The following is a 15,112-nucleotide window of genomic DNA, read 5'->3' as shown; positions in this document are numbered from 1 at the left end:
TCCTTACTTTTGATATTCAAACTGGAACGAATAGATGTACGCAATCAGGTCCCAGATTTGTTCTTCAGTAAAAATTACGCCCCACATGGGCATGCCTGTTCCCATGCCACCGCGCAAGATTTTCCCTTGCAATAATGCTGGGCTCGCGCCAAGTATTCGACTTGGATCGGTGAAATCAACAGGGGTTTGCATGACCATATCCGTTGCGCCTTCCATTGTTTGCATGGAGGCTTCGCCCGCTTCGGCAAGGTCGTCGGCAAAGACGCCGTCGCCCGCGCCGTTTTCGCCGTGACACGCCGCACAGTTTTGGGCGTAGAGTTCTTTTCCGTTGGCAAGCGATTCAGGTGTGGTATTGGATTGCCAAAGATAGGCAACTGCATCCCACTTTTGGGATTCGGTTAAGGATGTGTCCGATAAGTCGGTGAAGACCTGGTAGGGGGAGTGAGAAAGATAGTAATCGAGTGATTGGTCGATTGGTAAATTAGCTCCAAGTAATTGACCATTCATTGCTGATGGCTTTTCATTTGGAATAACAGGCGAGTCGTGCGGAGCGTCAATGTCCAGGTCGAGAGAAACGTAGAGGGGAACAGAAGCAGGCTCGGATGAGCCCCCTGCGGTGATGATATCCGAACCGCCTGTTACTTCTATCGTGCCGCGCATGCGCCAGTGATTGAGTCCACACCAACGGGTGCAGAAGAAGGTATAGATCCCAGGCTTGTCGAAGGTCAACGTGATCTCGGTGACTTTGCCGGGGAGGATGTCCACACTTTGCATGTCCATCTGACCGACTGCAAAGCCATGCACAACATCATCGGAGGTGAGTTTCAAATGAAGGGGCTTGCCCGTTTCTGCTTGAATCACATCGGGGTTCCAGCCGCCATCCTCCGCCATGCGGGCGTGGATCAAAGGCGTGCGCGCCCAAAGAAACAATGGAGCACCAACGGCAAGGAGTATCCCTGTGATAATCAGGATGCGTGAGATGAGTTCGGGACGTTTCATAGCAATAACCATAGCATGATGGATGTGGCGACGAAGCAGTAGACGATGACAGGGATTGTGGACGTCCCCGCTTCATTCACCTTTTGGGCTGTTCGCGCCGACCAGACCAATCCTACGACCAGAGCGAGTGTCTGCGCGGGCGCAAGGATCGTGGTGAGCATGGGCTGCCATGCGGCATTTGCGGTGCCAAACAAATTCCAGCCAAGCGCCAGCGGATCGGACAATGCGGCGAGAATGTAAGAAGCATTTGTTAGAACGAAGGATAGACTGAAAGCAACCCAGAACATGAGTCCCAGTGGGATGAGAGCAGTGGAAAGAGACATGAAGCGTTGTTTGAGAGATTGCCTGCCTTTGGTTGTCATAATCCCCAAAGTGAAAAGCCCAGGCAGGACGATAAAGATGATCGCAAGAAAAATTACTGCATACATGAACCATGCGCCTGTACCGACGTTGTATGCCGCGTCTTTGAGTGTGCCCCACGGACCAAGCAACACGCCCGCGTAGATCATGGCGGCGCCAAACATAATGAAGGCTTTGAAGGCTTCGTCGAGTCGCGCTGTCGGTTTGGCAAGGTCAGCAGAGAAAGGGCGTAGGTTGACCGCGATATTGTCGTGCGGGCAGGTGCGGATACATTCCATACAAAGTCCGCAATAGGTGTTCTTGGTCATGCCGCCGGGGAAGACATCCCACGGACAGCCGTAGCCCGCGTCCGAGCCGTTGTAGCAGGGCTTGCCCACACACTTCACGCAAACTTGTTTATCTTTGATGCGTAGTTCGATGGGCGCGGTTTGTGAATACAAGCCGATGAATCCACCCACGGGACAGAGATAACGGCAGAAGGCGCGGCGCTCGAAGATGGCGCTCAGTCCGATTGCGACAAAGAGCATGGCAGCCAGGACAATGCCAGTGATGTTTGGGGTAGTGAGCAGGGCACTGCTAAAGAGAGCCAGAAGGAGAAACGAAATGTTCTGCATCCAGATATTGCGGAACATTTTTGGCACACGGAGATTCAACCATTTCGGTCGTTTATCTGGCGGGGCAAGGATCGCGCCGCGTTGCAGCCATTCCCCTGGAAGCGGGATCGGACAGACCGCGCACCAGCCGCGTCCGAAGAAGGGGACCGCGACGAGAATGAGGATCGCCCACCACGCGATCCAAACAAAGACAATGCTGAAGTTGTGACTGCCGACAGGCGTTCCGATGAGTCCCGCAAGGATGGCAAAGATGTAACCGACCAGCATGACGATAAAGACTGCCAATTGCGGGTAACGGCTTTTGAGAGTGTTCTTTATAAAAGGGATACGGGTAAGTTCGATGCGGTTCATGTTAGGAAGCAATATTTCTTTCATCTTTCTTCTTACTTTGATTCAGGAAAGACGAAAGAGGAAAGAAGCCAATGACTGCAAGAGACGCCAACCCTATTGAGCGATAAAGCCAATCGTTTGTGCCAACGGTTATTTTCCCGATCATGAAGGGATGCATGGCTCCGCAAGTGACGTTACAGCGGAAACGGAAGGAACCGGGTTTGTCGGCAACGAAGGTTAACCTGGCGCTTTGTCCGGGGTCAGCTTCGACGGAAATGTCGTAACCATCCACATATAGCCCATGAACAACATCTGTGCTGACCAGTTTGATGGTCACGGTGTCGCCAGCGTTGACCTTCAGTTCGGAGGGGGAATAGGCATATTGGCGCGCGTCCACCTCAAAGGTCCGCTCCTGAGGCGCAACGGCTGGAACTGGCAGAGGCGCGAACGCGACCACCAGTCCAGCCATCACGAGAAGGAGAAGAGAGAAATGAAGGCGCATGAGATTAGGGGATGTTGGAGGGTCCGTACTTGGAATACGTTGCGTCGATGTAAACCCTGGCATCCTGCGGACTTTTGCCATCCCGCAACATGCGCATCACATCCTGGGTGATGTCCACGCAGATGGAACAGCCGAGGGCATGGTTGTCGAAGGTGATGTTGTTTTTGTCATCGATGTTCGAGACGTAGCAATCGTAATTGGAAGTGTGACCGATGTCGCCGCATCCGCAATAGCAGGGAATGTCCTGCATGATGTCTGGGTTGGCGGTATTGAACTGGTAGGCTTCCTGCACTGCCACAGGCGCGGACTGAACTTCCATTGGCATTTGGTCGAGCGGCATCATGGCAAGATGCGCGTCATCAGGGTTGGAAGTGGAGCAGGCAGAAACCGCAGTAGCGGTCAGCGCCAAAATAACGAGAAGGAAAAGGAACTTTCGGGTCTTTGAAAACATATTGGGTCCTCCGTGTTCGGATGACCCAATAGTAGTCTGACCATTAAGTTATCTCCAGCGCAGTACGGCGGGTGGGGATATACGCCAAATGGCTTATGATGAATGTCATCTGACGAAAGGTCATTTACGATGCTATCACTTGCGCTTGATAATTGTGACGTCCATCGTTCCCTGCTCCAATTACCGCCTGGATCAGCATCTCGGCAGAGACCATATTCTCATCGAAGTAAACTTCCGCCATGCGCATGTTCAACATCACATCAGCGTCATGGACGCCATCCAGTAACAGAAGTCCATTACGTACCCTTGTGGCACAGTTGGGACAGCCCATCCCTGAAACGGACAGCAGGATTCGGTTGGCAGACTGGATGACATGATCCAGCGCGGACTTTTGGATCGGTTCAACGTGACAATTGTCGCTCATAATGGTTTCCTTTTAATTGTGTTGTTTTACGGGATAGTGCTGGACTTTCCTTGCCTTCTCTCCCAATTCGGGCTTGGCAAAGGTTTTTGGGGAACGTTCAAACTGAGCCTGGCATTGCGGACAGCACAGAAAATAGTTCACACCTTCGAACTCGATGGTGATATGGGCTTTGCCGCGATTGACGCGTTTTCCACAGACGGGATCTTTGAATGACATATCGAAACTCCTTGGTTGTGATCTGACGGTTGGATTGTAGAGTCGCTACTGGAATTATTGAAGCGCAGAATGGCTTGATGTAGGAATAAGCAATTCTGCGTATCGCCCTTCTAAAAAAAACAGGCTCCGATTTTTGGAGCCTGTTCCTACTCAACCTTTGATCCTGTAGTTTCGCATCATGCCCGCATCCTCATGTTCGAGATTGTGGCAGTGATAAAGATATATCCCTGTGTAATTCTCGAAGCGCACAAGCACCCGAACGGTTTCGCCTGGCATCACCAGCACGGTATCCTTCCAACCCTCGTCCACAAAGCCGCCGCTCAATTCTTGATACGCGGATTCAAATCCGCGCGCGATCTGCCTCTCAAGCACTTGGAATTGCACGCCGTGGATGTGCATGGGATGCGGCATTTCCATATTCATCATGCCCATTCCCATGCCACCCCCGCTGCCTTCGAGATTGACAAACTCCCAAACTTCCAGGTCGTTCAGCCGCACGATCTCATCCTGCGCCACTGCGTCCATCTCGAACAGGCGGTTGTTGATGGTGTGAACCATGCCCTGCATTGCCAGCCTGAACGAGCGCGGATTGTTTCCATTGACTGCATCGTTCACAGCATGTCGTTCAATCGTGGAGAGTTGCGAGGGCAACGGGTTCACGTCCGCTCCTTTCTCGCCGATCATCAAACGCAGGATGTCGAACGGCGTACCATTTGGCAATCCAGAACTGCCCATCATCCCGCCGCCCATCATGCCGCCTCCACCGCTGAAATCGGTATATGGCAGGCTGACCAATTTCATTTCACTGCCTGCATTTCTTCCGCTGAAATCCGCCCACAACTCCACGCGTTCGCCAGGTCCCATCGTGATGTAGTCGCGGGTCACGGGTGTTTCCAGTAAGCCGCCGTCGGTGGCGATCACGGTCAGGGGTGTGCCATCCTGCCAGGCGAATTTATAGATGCGCGAGTTTGAGCCGTTCAGCAGGCGCAAGCGGTATGCGCTGGCTTTGACATCCAGTGTTGCATTGGGTGAACCATTGACTAAAATCGTGTCGCCCAGAAATCCGATCATCGAATCCATCATGCCGTTTGCCAGATAGACCATTTGGTTTTGCGAATCAAAAATACGATCCTGAATCACCAGCGGCAGATCATACTCGCCCGCAGGCAAACCCAGCGCGGCTTCCTCTTCGTCACTGACGATGAACAAGCCCGCCAGCCCGTAATAGACTTGGGGTCCTGTCAACTGGTGCGGATGAGGATGGAACCAATACATGCCCGCGCGGTTGATCACCTGAAAATCATAGTCAAAACTTTTCCCAGGCGCGACAGCATAGCGCGGATGCCCATCCATCTCTTCTGGAATTTTCAACCCATGCCAGTGGATGATGGTCGGGTCGGGTAATTCGTTGTTCAACCGAACCTGGACTCGTTGTCCCTGTTTCACCCTGAAAATTGGACCCAAATACGAGCCGCTCAACGTTTGGATGAAATCCCCGCCTCCCTCCTTAACCGAAGCCTGATACCGCCAAACGGGCGTTTCCTTCCCCGAAAAAATGGGGAGCGTGCCGCGCCCAGCCGTCAGTTCCGCAGACAGAATCGGAAGATCAGGCAAAGGGGTAAGCGGAGTCGGGAAGACAGGAGCCGCTGTCGGGTTGGTTGAGGCGGACGGGAGAAGTCCGCAGGCGCTGAGGAACGCCCCTCCCGCGCCAAGTCCCATCAGTTTAAGAACGTCTCTCCGCGAAATTTGAGTCGAGTTGGTCATTGTTTTTGCTCCATAATGTATATTCAGGTCGGCAGTATAGTTTGTGCCTATAAAGATAGTGTGAAGAATTCAAAAAGAGAATATCAAGAACGACACCCGAAGTCACCTTCGGATGTCGCTTGAGAAGGAGAGATGCGCCGAACGAAGAATTACTTTTTTTGGAAGATCAATCCAGGTTGCCAGGGTGTGCCAACCTGAACCAGAAGCCAGCGGTCGAGTCCGATCCAGCCTGAGGTTTTCCAGGCAAGGATGAGCAGGATCGAGAGGATCAGGAAGACAGGATTGACAGAAGCCGAGCCCGCCATCATAAAATTCCAATTCATAAAACCGCCAATAAAAGCGGAGAACCAGATGAAGATGCCCAGGATCAGCGCCGCGCCCACCAGCAATTCGCCCACCGCCACGAGTTTGGCGAACCAGACGTAATTGCCGCTGTCCAGCATAAACTGGATGAAATTGCGATACCAGTCGAAGGCGATCAATGGGCGGGCAGGTGCATCGGGAATAACGATGGCGCGCTCCCAGAAGCCCTTCAATGCTTCGCCGCCCTGCATCCAGGCGGGGTTGGTGATCTTGCCCCAACCCGATTCGATCCATTGGTATCCCAGATACAGACGGATGGCAAGCCAGAGCCAGGCAAACGCCTTGCCTTCGAACAGGGTTTTCGTAAAGGGAACATCAGCGAGTTGATATTCCCGGGATAAGGTTTGAGTAGTCATTTTTTCTCCTTTGAGGATGAATTTTGTCTTGCTTTGAACTCATCTTACAACTCCCATGAAATAATCAACAGCGCATTTCGACCTGTTTCGAAATGCGCTGATTTGCTTATGATATTTATCAGGAATGATTTCCTGATTGTCATATTGAATTAATCAAGAGGGTGTTCGATTTCACCAGCCATAAAAGGGTCGGGATTCAAAAGAAATACATCCAAACATGCCTGCGTACAGAAATATATCCTCTCGCCGTGATACTCTGCGCTGGGATATTTGGATGGATCCTTGATTTTTCCTCCACAAGCCGTTATATATTCCGGTTGTGGAGGGGCAGGGAGGATTTCGTTTTGGTCCAACGTCATTGTTTTCCCTTTCCATGATGTTGATTTTCATTCCTGAGCCAGAAGATAGTCACAGCGGTCGCGGTTCCAATCATGCCAGCCAGAACCATCAGACCGGATGCCGAGCCGAATAACATCCTCCATAATACGGCGAAAAAGATCACGCCAATGACAAATGCCGCAATGTAGGAAAGGTTTGGCATATGGATTTTTTCGTGTTTCATTTTTACATGTTCCTTTCGTCATTATTCCACGATCAACTTGCCACGTAACATTCCCATCTGGCATTGGAAGCCATATTCGCCAGATTGTTCGGGGGTGAATTCCAGTGTCACTTGTTCGCCCTCTGGCAGCAAAGCATTCTGATTGAAGTCAGGGAACAACACTTTCTCAGAACACGCTGAACTTTCCTGGCGTGTGAACGTCAACCGCACAGGGCGTCCTTTTTGCACCACGATCACATCGGGTGTGTATCCGCCCTTGACCGTGACTGCCACCTCCTGTGCGCCAGATGCAGATACCGCAACACGCGTCTGCGCCTTGGGGGCAAACCAGAAATACCAGGCGATCAATACGGTCAACGCGATTCCCGAAAGAATCACAAAGATTTGGATTTGAGTCATATCAAGTTCCTTTCATTGCTTGGATGATGGATAACGGACCGAACACCGTGACGAAGTTCTCCGCTTCTTTTATAGACCCGAAGCCTGCCTCTGCCACGAAGCGCGGGATCAAACCGTCGAAGTTATCGGCGGTTTCCTCGAGACGACGCATGTAGGTCGTCATGAAACGTGTCGTTGAAGAATGCGGTGCGCCAAAGTCAAGCACATACAATTCTCCATCTGGTTTGAGCACACGATGGATTTCCTTGAATGCGAGTCGTTTATCGTCCGTGATGAGGTGGTGAATGACCAGGCTGGTGACTACTCTGTCGAAGGTGGAATCAGGATAGGGCAGGGAGGAGGCGAGTCCTTCATCCCATTGAATATCCGAACCGCGAGATTTATCTAGCGCAATTTTCAATACATCAGGGTCGCCATCCACGCCTGTAACCTGCGCGTTCGGATGGATTTTTTTGAGCATGATGGTGAGCGTACCTGTGCCGCAGCCGAGATCGAGAACCTTCATGCCTGGACGAATGTTCGCGTGTTGGATCAACCTTTGTTTAAAAGTTTCCTCGCGCATGACCCATTTGAGCAGAGGATCATACAATGGCGTGAGCCAGCGAAAGCTCAAGGCAGGGATATAACGTTTTTTACCAGATGCTTGCCTCATTTGGTTCGATCCTTTCCCATTGTCTCAACAAGACAATGCAAATAATAAGAACAAGCAACCCCATCACTTGCGCGGCGCGATAACCATCCAGCCAGAGTACACTGTCGCCGCGGAAGGCTTCGAGAAAGACTCGCGCCAGCGCGGAAAGAGAGACGAACTGCGCAAAGCGAATTCCTGGCGCGTGGGCTGGAAGAACTTTTGGAAGCACGAGTGTAAAGATCGCCAGCGCAAGAAAGATTTCATAAAGTTGCGTTGGGTGACGATAATCAGACCACACGTACATTGCCCAGGGGACACGAGACGGCGAGCCGTAGGCATTTCCGCTGAGCAGGTGGGAGACACCAATTGAGATCATGAAGAATGCCAACCCAGGCGTGAGCGCATCCAATGATCGGCGAAACGGAAGTTTCTGACGATATCCATATATCAAGGCTGTGGACATACCGATTAGAAAACCCCCGATGGGAGAAAGCGTGCTTGTGCTCAGCGAGAACAAGCCCAATGGATTTGCCACATAAACTGAGGCGTATTGCGCAGCATAGACAAGCCTTGCTCCGAGAATCCCGCCGAGCAATCCGTACCCAATCAGGTTATTGATTTTCTCCTTGTTTAAACCAAGGCGGGCGGCTTCACGCTCGGTGAATGTTGAGCCGATCCAAAAACCAATGAACAACATCAACAATGGCATTTGAAGCAGGAAGGGTCCAAGTCGAAGGTAAGGGAACATTACTCGCCCTCCCGTAATAGCTCTTCCACCTTGGATTGAATCAATGCCTCGCTCATGGGTCCGCCGACCACAACGGAACGAATTACTCCCTTGCGATCAATGAAGTACGAAGTCGGCAGGGCAGTGATGCGATACAGGTTCCCAGTCGCATTATCGCGGTCGAGCGCGATGGGAAAAGTCAAACCGATTTCTTTTGCAAAATCAGCCGCGGCTTGTTCTGAATCCTGGGCGGTGAGGTTCAAGCCGATCACCACAAAGCCAATGTCCTTGTAACTTCGATACGCTTTTTCGATGGCTGGCATTTCCAGACGGCAGGGTGGGCACCACGATGTCCAGAAGTTGACCAGCACCACCTTGCCGCGTAAATCGGAAAGCGCAACTGTGCTGCCGTCCAACAGGTCGAGGGCGAAGTTGGGCGCAGTGAAGCCTTCTTTGGCAACTGCATCCTGCTGCGCTTTAGGCCGGTCGGGCGAGACGCGCGAGAAAACAGTCCAGAACATTCCGAGAATCAAAGCCCAGGTCATCCACGTGATAAAGCGGGAGTTTTTCATTATGGTGTTCCAGACAGTGATTGCAGTTTTTCCCGCAGCATATGGACAGTGGGAAATCCCTTGACGCCTTCAGGCGTGGAATAGACGCGGCAACTCATCGAATACGTTTCGCGTTCCTCATGCCATAAATCCATACCATCAACACGAAAATGAGGGGAACCGAGGAATTTCAAACGCTCCGCATCTTCATCGGTCTCTACTTTCACCATTTCCACAGAGGCGGAGATTCCCTCCTCTTGTAAAGCAGTCCGAAGACTTTCCAAACCAGCTTCCCAGGAGGGACAACCATCGAAATAGAGAAGTTCAATTTTCATAACAGCTCACTTTACACTAAACTTCGGTCTGAAGCCTCGCAGGCGGTTGGCATTGCCAACTACGGTCACGGATGAGAATGCCATTGCTGCCCCCGCGATCAATGGGCTGAGCAACAATCCAAAGAACGGGAACAATACTCCCATAGCAACAGGGATACCCAACACGTTGTATATAAAGGCGCCAAATAGGTTTTGGTAGATGTTGGTCATGGTAGCGCGGCTGACTTCGATGGCAGTCACCACACCTTTGAGACTGCCCTTGATCAGCGTGATGTCCGAGGCTTCGATGGCGACATCCGTGCCTGTTCCGATGGCGAGACCGACATCCGCTTGTGCGAGCGCGGGGGCATCATTGATGCCATCGCCAACCATCGCGACTTTTTTGTTTTCCGCTTGCAACAGGTGAACGTTGTTTGCCTTATCTTCGGGCAATACTTCCGCCAGCACGCGCGTGACCCCAACCTTGCGAGCAATCGCTTCAGCGGTGCGGCGATTATCGCCGGTGATCATCACAACTTCAATGCCCATACCTTGCAGAGCTTTGATCGCTTCGGCAGAATCTTCCTTGACCGTGTCTGCCACGGCAACAATACCAGCGGCTTTGCCGTCAATTGCGACGAACATTGGGGTCTTGCCATCGTCGGCGAGCGATTTGGATCTATTCTCCAACTCGCCCAGCGCGATGTTCTCTCGGTTCATCAACTTGAGATTGCCAATCAGGATATTTCGTCCTTCAACCTTCGCGGAAACGCCATGTCCAGGGATGGCTTCAAAATCCTGCACATCGGTCAATTCCAGTTTTCGCGCCTGTGCTCCGTCCACAATGGCTTGCGCCAGGGGATGTTCACTGACCTTCTCAACGGATGCCACCAGGCGCAACAACTGATGGCTGTTACCATTCATGGAATTGGTAAGGATGACATCCGTTAACTCAGGCTTTCCCTTTGTAATCGTGCCCGTCTTATCCAACACCACGGTTTGAATGGCTCGCGCAGTTTGCAGGGCTTCGCCAGAGCGGATGAGAATCCCATGTTCCGCACCTTTGCCAATGCCGACCATCAAGCTCATGGGCGTGGCAAGACCCAAAGCGCAGGGGCAGGCAATGATGAGCACGGTTACACTGGTAACGAGTGCATATACCAATTGCGGTTGAGGTCCAATCACGAACCAAATGACGAACGTCCACACGGCGAGAATCATCACGATGGGTACGAAATAACCAGAGATGGTATCGGCAAGACGGGCAATTGGTGCTTTGGAATTTTGCGCGTCCTGCACCATCTTCACGATCTGCGCGAGAGCCGTATCCTTGCCGACCTTCGTGGCGCGGAATTTGAACGCGCCTGTCTTGTTCAAGGTCGCTCCGATCACCTCATCTCCCTGTTTCTTGGAAACTGGCAACGACTCACCCGTCAGCATCGACTCATCCACGGCAGAACTGCCTTCGACGATAACGCCATCCACGGGTATTTTCTCACCGGGACGGACCTGGATCACATCGCCGACCAACACTTCTTCTACAGGCAGATCAAGTTCTTTTCCATTGCGAATCACGCGGGCAGTCTTCGCTTGTAGACCCAACAATTTCTTGATCGCCGCGCTGGATTGTCCCTTGGCGCGTAGTTCAAGTGCCTGCCCCAACACAACCAATGCAATGACAACTGCAACTACATCGTAAAACGGCTCGGATGTCCCTTCAGGAAACACGGACGGAAATGCAATGGCAAACGTTGAATACAACCATGCCGCGCCGGTACCGAGCGCGATCAAGGTGTTCATGTTGGCTGAGCGATGTTTGAAGGCCGCCCACGCACCTGTGAAAAAGTCATACCCGGAATAGAACAACACAGGTAGTGTTGCAACGGCGGAAAGAACCCATGACCATCGGATGGTCTCCATTGACAAATCCCGGATGCCGGGAACGTATTGCGGGTATGCGAATAACAACACCGGAATGGAAACAATTGCCGAGAACCAGAACATTCTCATCAGCCGGATGTATTCACGGGCATGTGCCTCTTCTTGTTTGTCTATTGGCGCGCCAGTCAGCGCAGGACGTGGCTTGTATCCCCAAGCCTCAATGGCTGCATTCAATTGTACAAGGGTTGCCTTTTGGGGGAGATAATCCACGCTCGCTTCCTGTGTGGCAATGTTGACCGTTGCGCTTAATACGCCATCTGTGGACTTCAGTTCATCCTCGATGAACTTCACACAGGAGGCACAACGCAGGTTCTCGATTCCGATTTTGAGATTCGACCCGCCAGGTTGAAACCCCGCCAAGCGGATGACTGCCGCCATTTGCGGAATGTTCACCTTTTTGGAATCATATTCCACCTGCAACACACCCGCACCTGCATTGGTGGTTACTTGATGAACGCCCTCCAGGGCGCGCAAACCAGATTCCAGGGCGGTGACAGGTTTGTAAAACGGCAGATCGGCGACGGGTAGTTCGATGCGGGTGAGCGTCCGTTCGGGATTAAAACCCGTTGTTGCCGAAGTCATCACATAATGGTGCGGGTCGATATCGAACTGTTCCACGCAGGATTGTGAGCAAAAATACAACGTCTGCCCCATGTGTTCGCGCTCGGCGAAGGCACTTTGGGGTTCAATTTCCATTCCACATACAGGGTCACGGACAGTCATGGTTGCCTACCTTTTATAAAGATGCCAATAGTGTATATCCAATAGACGATGGCAGGGAGCGGATTTCAGCCTAGTGGTATATAAGCAAAATAGCCTATCTTCCGACAGGCTACTTTGAGAACGCGAGGTTACTTTACTTCAAGGAATTGCCGCAGTAGGGGCAAGTCTGCCAATCGGCTTGGGTGCCCTTTCCGCAGTTGGAGCAGGGCGTCAGGGATGAGGCTTGGGGAGGATTTCCTGTATTTCGCACCAGGGATGCGACACCAAACCCAATGAGCACGAGGATGCCGATGGGGATGAGCCACATGAAGATCATGCCCAATCCCATTCCGAACCAGCCGAAGGGAGAGTAGCCCCAGTTACCCATCATGCCATAACCGCCCATCATGCCATATCCACGGTTGCCCCATATCATGCCGCCTCCGAAAAGGAACAGAGCAGCAAGAACAGCTACGATGCCAACGATCCACCAGTTACCTTTTTTCATTTTGACTTCCTTTCATAAAGTTTGTCCGCAGTGCGGGCAGTTTTTCCAGTCGTTTTGCGCAGCCTGTCCACATTTGTGGCAGGTACGGCTTGCAACGGGCTTGAGCGCATTGACCAGATTATTGCCAGAAACGCTGTAGACGATCAAACCGACAAGTACTAAAGGGACGATCCACATGAGAAACATACTGTACTCCTTTCGATGATCCAAGAATACCCGGCATGATTAAAGAATGTGTAAAGGCACGGCAAAGAGTGATTGAAGATTTTGTTTCGGCAAATTGTCTAAAATAAAATAACCTGCCCAGTGGGCAGGTTACCTGAGGAGAAGAGGATGGAATTAATGATGATGCGCGTGTTCATGAGTCTTGCTGAGATACTTCTCGGGATCGGCATCAAACGCCTTCTTGCAGCCAAGCGAGCAAAAATAATACGTTTGCCCCTTGTATTCGGATGTGCCGGCAGCAGTAGCGGGGTCGATATCCATGTGGCAAACGGGGTCATGTACAGTGGTTGTCATAAGCTGGTCTCCTTTCCTTTGTATTATGCAATTAATAGACAGCCTCAACGAGAGCCATATTACTGAGGCTCTTATAGGCAATTCTGCCTATTCTATTTCTCGATTTCGCGTCCTGTCTGTTCCCATGCCACCATGCCGTCTTCGAGATTCCAGATATTGGTATACCCGAGCGAAACAAGTTCCTCTGCCGCAATTGCGCTCATGCGACCACTGCGGCAATACAGAACGATCCTTGCATTTTTATCCGCTGGCAACTGCGCCAGATTTTCCGGCGCACTGATCTGGTCGTAGGGAATGGACAGGTCTGTATCGGCAATGTTCCCTGCGAAAGGAGTATGCACATTGACAAGGATAAGATCCGTGTTCTTCAACATCGTGTCCAAATCGACAGGAGTGATGTTTTTATAGGAACCGTCAACGGTTGTAACCTCTTTGCCCGTAATCTCTTCGACGCTGCTCTGGCAGGCGGTCAGTGTCACAAGCAGAAACAAGGATATGAGGAGTATCTGTTTCATGGAATTTTTCCAGCCAACTCAAGATCGATGATCTGTTTGAACGCTTCAAGAGGTTGCGCGCCAACGATTGCCAGCCCGTTGATGAAAAATGTTGGGGTGGATTGAACGCCAAGGTTGAGCGCAAAATCCATATCCTGTTGGATGGCGTCCTTATATTTACCTGAATTGAGACACTCCTCGAAAGTGACTGCATCCAAATTGAGGTCAGCGGCGATCTGCAGGTACAACTCACGCCCAAGTTTGTCCTGATTCTCAAAAATCCTGTCATGGTAATCCCAGAAGGCCCCCTGTTCGTTGGCGCACATCGAGGCTTCCGCCGATGGAAGGGCTTCGGGATGAATGGATGTCAGGGGAAGATGACGATAGACAAAACGGATTTGACCGGGATACGCCGCCAGCAATTGTGCAGCCGTCTCATCCTGGAAGCGTTTGCAGAACGGGCACTGAAAGTCGCTGAACTCGACAATTACGATGGGTGCATCCACCGGTCCCTGGCTGGGAAAGCCTTCGAATGGGATTTCATAACGGGTGAATTGCGGTGCCTGTGTCGCTGCCGGGGCTTCGACAATGGGTCCCTGGGCAACAGATGGATTATTGACAATCGCTTGTTGTGAACGGGGGGCAAGCCCCCAGACAACATAACCCGTCAATATGCCGATGGCAAAAGCCAGTATCACCAGGACCGAATAAAAATGGGTTCGTTTAAAGGTGATGGTATCTTCCGAATTAATGGGGGAATCCATAAGGGTATCTTCTCTAAAAATATTATGATCTTTGTATCGTGTGCCCGCTCAGATAACCAAGATAGGCAGGCACGAGCGGCAGGACGCAAGGTGAAAGAAATGACAATAGACCGGCAAGGATGGCGGTGAAGTATGTCGGCGCGGCAGAGAACAGGGTAAACTTTTCGATATATAGACCATTCTTGAATGCCCAGATCGCTATCAGACTCATTGTGTTCGTAAGAAGCAGAACACCAATGGCAATGATGAAAACACCGCTGGCAATTTTGAAATACTTTTGATAGGGTCGCATGCGTTTGATCCAGCCTGAAGCGCGCTCCAAACCAAGCGCCATCGCCAGGAAGGGAAGCCCCAAACCAAGCGAGTACCCTGAAGATAGCCACATCGCCTGTCCGACCGTTTGCTGGCTGAGCCCCATTGTTAGGATTGCGCCCAGTGTGGCACCAATGCATGGGCTCCAACCTGCTGCAAAGAAAATGCCCATTAACGCCGAGCCACCATAGGTTCCGCGCTGACCTGTGTATTCCGTCCGGGTATCATAATAAAACCAGGGAAGGCGAATTACATCCAGAGTCGCCAGTCCGAACATGATCACGATCACGCCGCCTAATTGCGCGATAA

21 protein-coding genes and 1 pseudogene are annotated in these 15,112 nt (G+C 51.6%); all 22 read right to left on the bottom strand.

From position 1 onward, the window contains the following. Positions 1–3: 3 nt before the first annotated feature. Positions 4–999, bottom strand: coding sequence for a c-type cytochrome (locus HS100_12350; protein MBE7434697.1), 996 nt, complete (start codon positions 997–999; stop codon positions 4–6). Continuing rightward, complete coding sequence (locus HS100_12345; GenBank protein ID MBE7434696.1) at positions 996–2,348, bottom strand: 4Fe-4S binding protein; 1,353 nt, start codon at positions 2,346–2,348, stop codon at positions 996–998. Before HS100_12345 ends, HS100_12350 begins: the two co-directional genes overlap by 4 nt. Then, on the bottom strand, positions 2,326–2,805 hold the full coding sequence (locus HS100_12340) for a cupredoxin domain-containing protein (protein MBE7434695.1): 480 nt from the start codon (positions 2,803–2,805) through the stop codon (positions 2,326–2,328). The genes HS100_12345 and HS100_12340 overlap by 23 nt, the downstream gene beginning before the upstream one ends. A gap of 4 nt (positions 2,806–2,809) precedes the next feature. Continuing rightward, complete coding sequence (locus HS100_12335; GenBank protein ID MBE7434694.1) at positions 2,810–3,256, bottom strand: hypothetical protein; 447 nt, start codon at positions 3,254–3,256, stop codon at positions 2,810–2,812. A gap of 124 nt (positions 3,257–3,380) precedes the next feature. Further along, positions 3,381–3,680, bottom strand: coding sequence for a heavy-metal-associated domain-containing protein (locus tag HS100_12330; GenBank protein ID MBE7434693.1), 300 nt, complete (start codon positions 3,678–3,680; stop codon positions 3,381–3,383). A gap of 12 nt (positions 3,681–3,692) precedes the next feature. After that, the gene (locus HS100_12325; GenBank protein ID MBE7434692.1) at positions 3,693–3,896 is read right to left on the bottom strand and encodes a YHS domain-containing protein; all 204 of its coding nucleotides are present in this window, start codon (positions 3,894–3,896) and stop codon (positions 3,693–3,695) included. Between the two features lie 150 nt (positions 3,897–4,046). Further along, positions 4,047–5,660: a multicopper oxidase domain-containing protein gene (locus tag HS100_12320; protein MBE7434691.1), complete on the bottom strand. Its 1,614-nt coding sequence runs from the start codon at positions 5,658–5,660 to the stop codon at positions 4,047–4,049. Positions 5,661–5,809: 149 nt separating this feature from the next. Continuing rightward, positions 5,810–6,379, bottom strand: a complete 570-nt coding sequence (locus tag HS100_12315) for a DoxX family protein (GenBank protein ID MBE7434690.1) — start codon at positions 6,377–6,379, stop codon at positions 5,810–5,812. A gap of 149 nt (positions 6,380–6,528) precedes the next feature. Continuing rightward, entirely contained in the window at positions 6,529–6,738 is a 210-nt protein-coding gene (locus HS100_12310; protein ID MBE7434689.1) for a YHS domain-containing protein, read from the bottom strand. Then, a complete protein-coding gene (locus HS100_12305; GenBank protein ID MBE7434688.1) occupies positions 6,735–6,941 on the bottom strand; it encodes a hypothetical protein in 207 nt (68 codons plus the stop codon). The genes HS100_12310 and HS100_12305 overlap by 4 nt, the downstream gene beginning before the upstream one ends. A gap of 21 nt (positions 6,942–6,962) precedes the next feature. Beyond that, a complete protein-coding gene (locus tag HS100_12300) occupies positions 6,963–7,340 on the bottom strand; it encodes a cupredoxin domain-containing protein (protein ID MBE7434687.1) in 378 nt (125 codons plus the stop codon). A gap of 1 nt (position 7,341) precedes the next feature. Beyond that, positions 7,342–7,992 carry a methyltransferase domain-containing protein gene (locus tag HS100_12295; GenBank protein MBE7434686.1) on the bottom strand — a complete coding sequence of 217 codons (651 nt, stop codon included), beginning with the start codon at positions 7,990–7,992 and terminating at the stop codon, positions 7,342–7,344. After that, the gene (locus HS100_12290; GenBank protein MBE7434685.1) at positions 7,973–8,719 is read right to left on the bottom strand and encodes a prolipoprotein diacylglyceryl transferase; all 747 of its coding nucleotides are present in this window, start codon (positions 8,717–8,719) and stop codon (positions 7,973–7,975) included. Before HS100_12290 ends, HS100_12295 begins: the two co-directional genes overlap by 20 nt. Next, positions 8,719–9,270, bottom strand: coding sequence for a TlpA family protein disulfide reductase (locus HS100_12285; GenBank protein MBE7434684.1), 552 nt, complete (start codon positions 9,268–9,270; stop codon positions 8,719–8,721). The genes HS100_12290 and HS100_12285 overlap by 1 nt, the downstream gene beginning before the upstream one ends. After that, complete coding sequence (locus HS100_12280) at positions 9,270–9,584, bottom strand: thioredoxin family protein (GenBank protein MBE7434683.1); 315 nt, start codon at positions 9,582–9,584, stop codon at positions 9,270–9,272. Before HS100_12280 ends, HS100_12285 begins: the two co-directional genes overlap by 1 nt. Before the next feature lie 6 nt (positions 9,585–9,590). Next, complete coding sequence (gene cadA / locus HS100_12275; GenBank protein MBE7434682.1) at positions 9,591–12,227, bottom strand: cadmium-translocating P-type ATPase; 2,637 nt, start codon at positions 12,225–12,227, stop codon at positions 9,591–9,593. A 133-nt stretch (positions 12,228–12,360) separates the two neighbouring features. After that, positions 12,361–12,714 carry a hypothetical protein gene (locus HS100_12270; GenBank protein ID MBE7434681.1) on the bottom strand — a complete coding sequence of 118 codons (354 nt, stop codon included), beginning with the start codon at positions 12,712–12,714 and terminating at the stop codon, positions 12,361–12,363. A 12-nt stretch (positions 12,715–12,726) separates the two neighbouring features. Further along, the gene (locus HS100_12265) at positions 12,727–12,900 is read right to left on the bottom strand and encodes a zinc ribbon domain-containing protein (GenBank protein ID MBE7434680.1); all 174 of its coding nucleotides are present in this window, start codon (positions 12,898–12,900) and stop codon (positions 12,727–12,729) included. A 153-nt stretch (positions 12,901–13,053) separates the two neighbouring features. Beyond that, positions 13,054–13,233 (bottom strand): YHS domain-containing protein, encoded by a 180-nt coding sequence (locus tag HS100_12260; GenBank protein MBE7434679.1) that lies wholly within the window; start codon positions 13,231–13,233, stop codon positions 13,054–13,056. 92 nt (positions 13,234–13,325) lie between these two features. Next, entirely contained in the window at positions 13,326–13,748 is a 423-nt protein-coding gene (locus HS100_12255; GenBank protein ID MBE7434678.1) for a rhodanese-like domain-containing protein, read from the bottom strand. Beyond that, the gene (locus HS100_12250; GenBank protein ID MBE7434677.1) at positions 13,745–14,491 is read right to left on the bottom strand and encodes a DsbA family protein; all 747 of its coding nucleotides are present in this window, start codon (positions 14,489–14,491) and stop codon (positions 13,745–13,747) included. Before HS100_12250 ends, HS100_12255 begins: the two co-directional genes overlap by 4 nt. A 34-nt stretch (positions 14,492–14,525) precedes the next feature. Continuing rightward, positions 14,526–14,702: pseudogene (locus HS100_12245) on the bottom strand (hypothetical protein). Positions 14,703–15,112: the final 410 nt, after the last annotated feature.

The organism is Anaerolineales bacterium (assembly GCA_015075725.1).
GTDB lineage: Bacteria > Chloroflexota > Anaerolineae > Anaerolineales > Villigracilaceae > Villigracilis.
Note: the sequence above shows the minus strand (reverse complement) of the source record. Positions and strands in the feature narration are given on the sequence as shown.

What these genes read in the sequence shown, in the direction of transcription:
- HS100_12350 (MBE7434697.1), bottom strand. Translation starts at nt 999, where the DNA reads ATGAAACGTCCCGAACTCATCTCACGCATCCTGATTATCACAGGGATA.
- HS100_12345 (MBE7434696.1), bottom strand. Translation starts at nt 2,348, where the DNA reads ATGAAAGAAATATTGCTTCCTAACATGAACCGCATCGAACTTACCCGT.
- HS100_12340 (MBE7434695.1), bottom strand. Translation starts at nt 2,805, where the DNA reads ATGCGCCTTCATTTCTCTCTTCTCCTTCTCGTGATGGCTGGACTGGTG.
- HS100_12335 (MBE7434694.1), bottom strand. Translation starts at nt 3,256, where the DNA reads ATGTTTTCAAAGACCCGAAAGTTCCTTTTCCTTCTCGTTATTTTGGCG.
- HS100_12330 (MBE7434693.1), bottom strand. Translation starts at nt 3,680, where the DNA reads ATGAGCGACAATTGTCACGTTGAACCGATCCAAAAGTCCGCGCTGGAT.
- HS100_12325 (MBE7434692.1), bottom strand. Translation starts at nt 3,896, where the DNA reads ATGTCATTCAAAGATCCCGTCTGTGGAAAACGCGTCAATCGCGGCAAA.
- HS100_12320 (MBE7434691.1), bottom strand. Translation starts at nt 5,660, where the DNA reads ATGACCAACTCGACTCAAATTTCGCGGAGAGACGTTCTTAAACTGATG.
- HS100_12315 (MBE7434690.1), bottom strand. Translation starts at nt 6,379, where the DNA reads ATGACTACTCAAACCTTATCCCGGGAATATCAACTCGCTGATGTTCCC.
- HS100_12310 (MBE7434689.1), bottom strand. Translation starts at nt 6,738, where the DNA reads ATGACGTTGGACCAAAACGAAATCCTCCCTGCCCCTCCACAACCGGAA.
- HS100_12305 (MBE7434688.1), bottom strand. Translation starts at nt 6,941, where the DNA reads ATGAAACACGAAAAAATCCATATGCCAAACCTTTCCTACATTGCGGCA.
- HS100_12300 (MBE7434687.1), bottom strand. Translation starts at nt 7,340, where the DNA reads ATGACTCAAATCCAAATCTTTGTGATTCTTTCGGGAATCGCGTTGACC.
- HS100_12295 (MBE7434686.1), bottom strand. Translation starts at nt 7,992, where the DNA reads ATGAGGCAAGCATCTGGTAAAAAACGTTATATCCCTGCCTTGAGCTTT.
- HS100_12290 (MBE7434685.1), bottom strand. Translation starts at nt 8,719, where the DNA reads ATGTTCCCTTACCTTCGACTTGGACCCTTCCTGCTTCAAATGCCATTG.
- HS100_12285 (MBE7434684.1), bottom strand. Translation starts at nt 9,270, where the DNA reads ATGAAAAACTCCCGCTTTATCACGTGGATGACCTGGGCTTTGATTCTC.
- HS100_12280 (MBE7434683.1), bottom strand. Translation starts at nt 9,584, where the DNA reads ATGAAAATTGAACTTCTCTATTTCGATGGTTGTCCCTCCTGGGAAGCT.
- cadA (MBE7434682.1), bottom strand. Translation starts at nt 12,227, where the DNA reads ATGACTGTCCGTGACCCTGTATGTGGAATGGAAATTGAACCCCAAAGT.
- HS100_12270 (MBE7434681.1), bottom strand. Translation starts at nt 12,714, where the DNA reads ATGAAAAAAGGTAACTGGTGGATCGTTGGCATCGTAGCTGTTCTTGCT.
- HS100_12265 (MBE7434680.1), bottom strand. Translation starts at nt 12,900, where the DNA reads ATGTTTCTCATGTGGATCGTCCCTTTAGTACTTGTCGGTTTGATCGTC.
- HS100_12260 (MBE7434679.1), bottom strand. Translation starts at nt 13,233, where the DNA reads ATGACAACCACTGTACATGACCCCGTTTGCCACATGGATATCGACCCC.
- HS100_12255 (MBE7434678.1), bottom strand. Translation starts at nt 13,748, where the DNA reads ATGAAACAGATACTCCTCATATCCTTGTTTCTGCTTGTGACACTGACC.
- HS100_12250 (MBE7434677.1), bottom strand. Translation starts at nt 14,491, where the DNA reads ATGGATTCCCCCATTAATTCGGAAGATACCATCACCTTTAAACGAACC.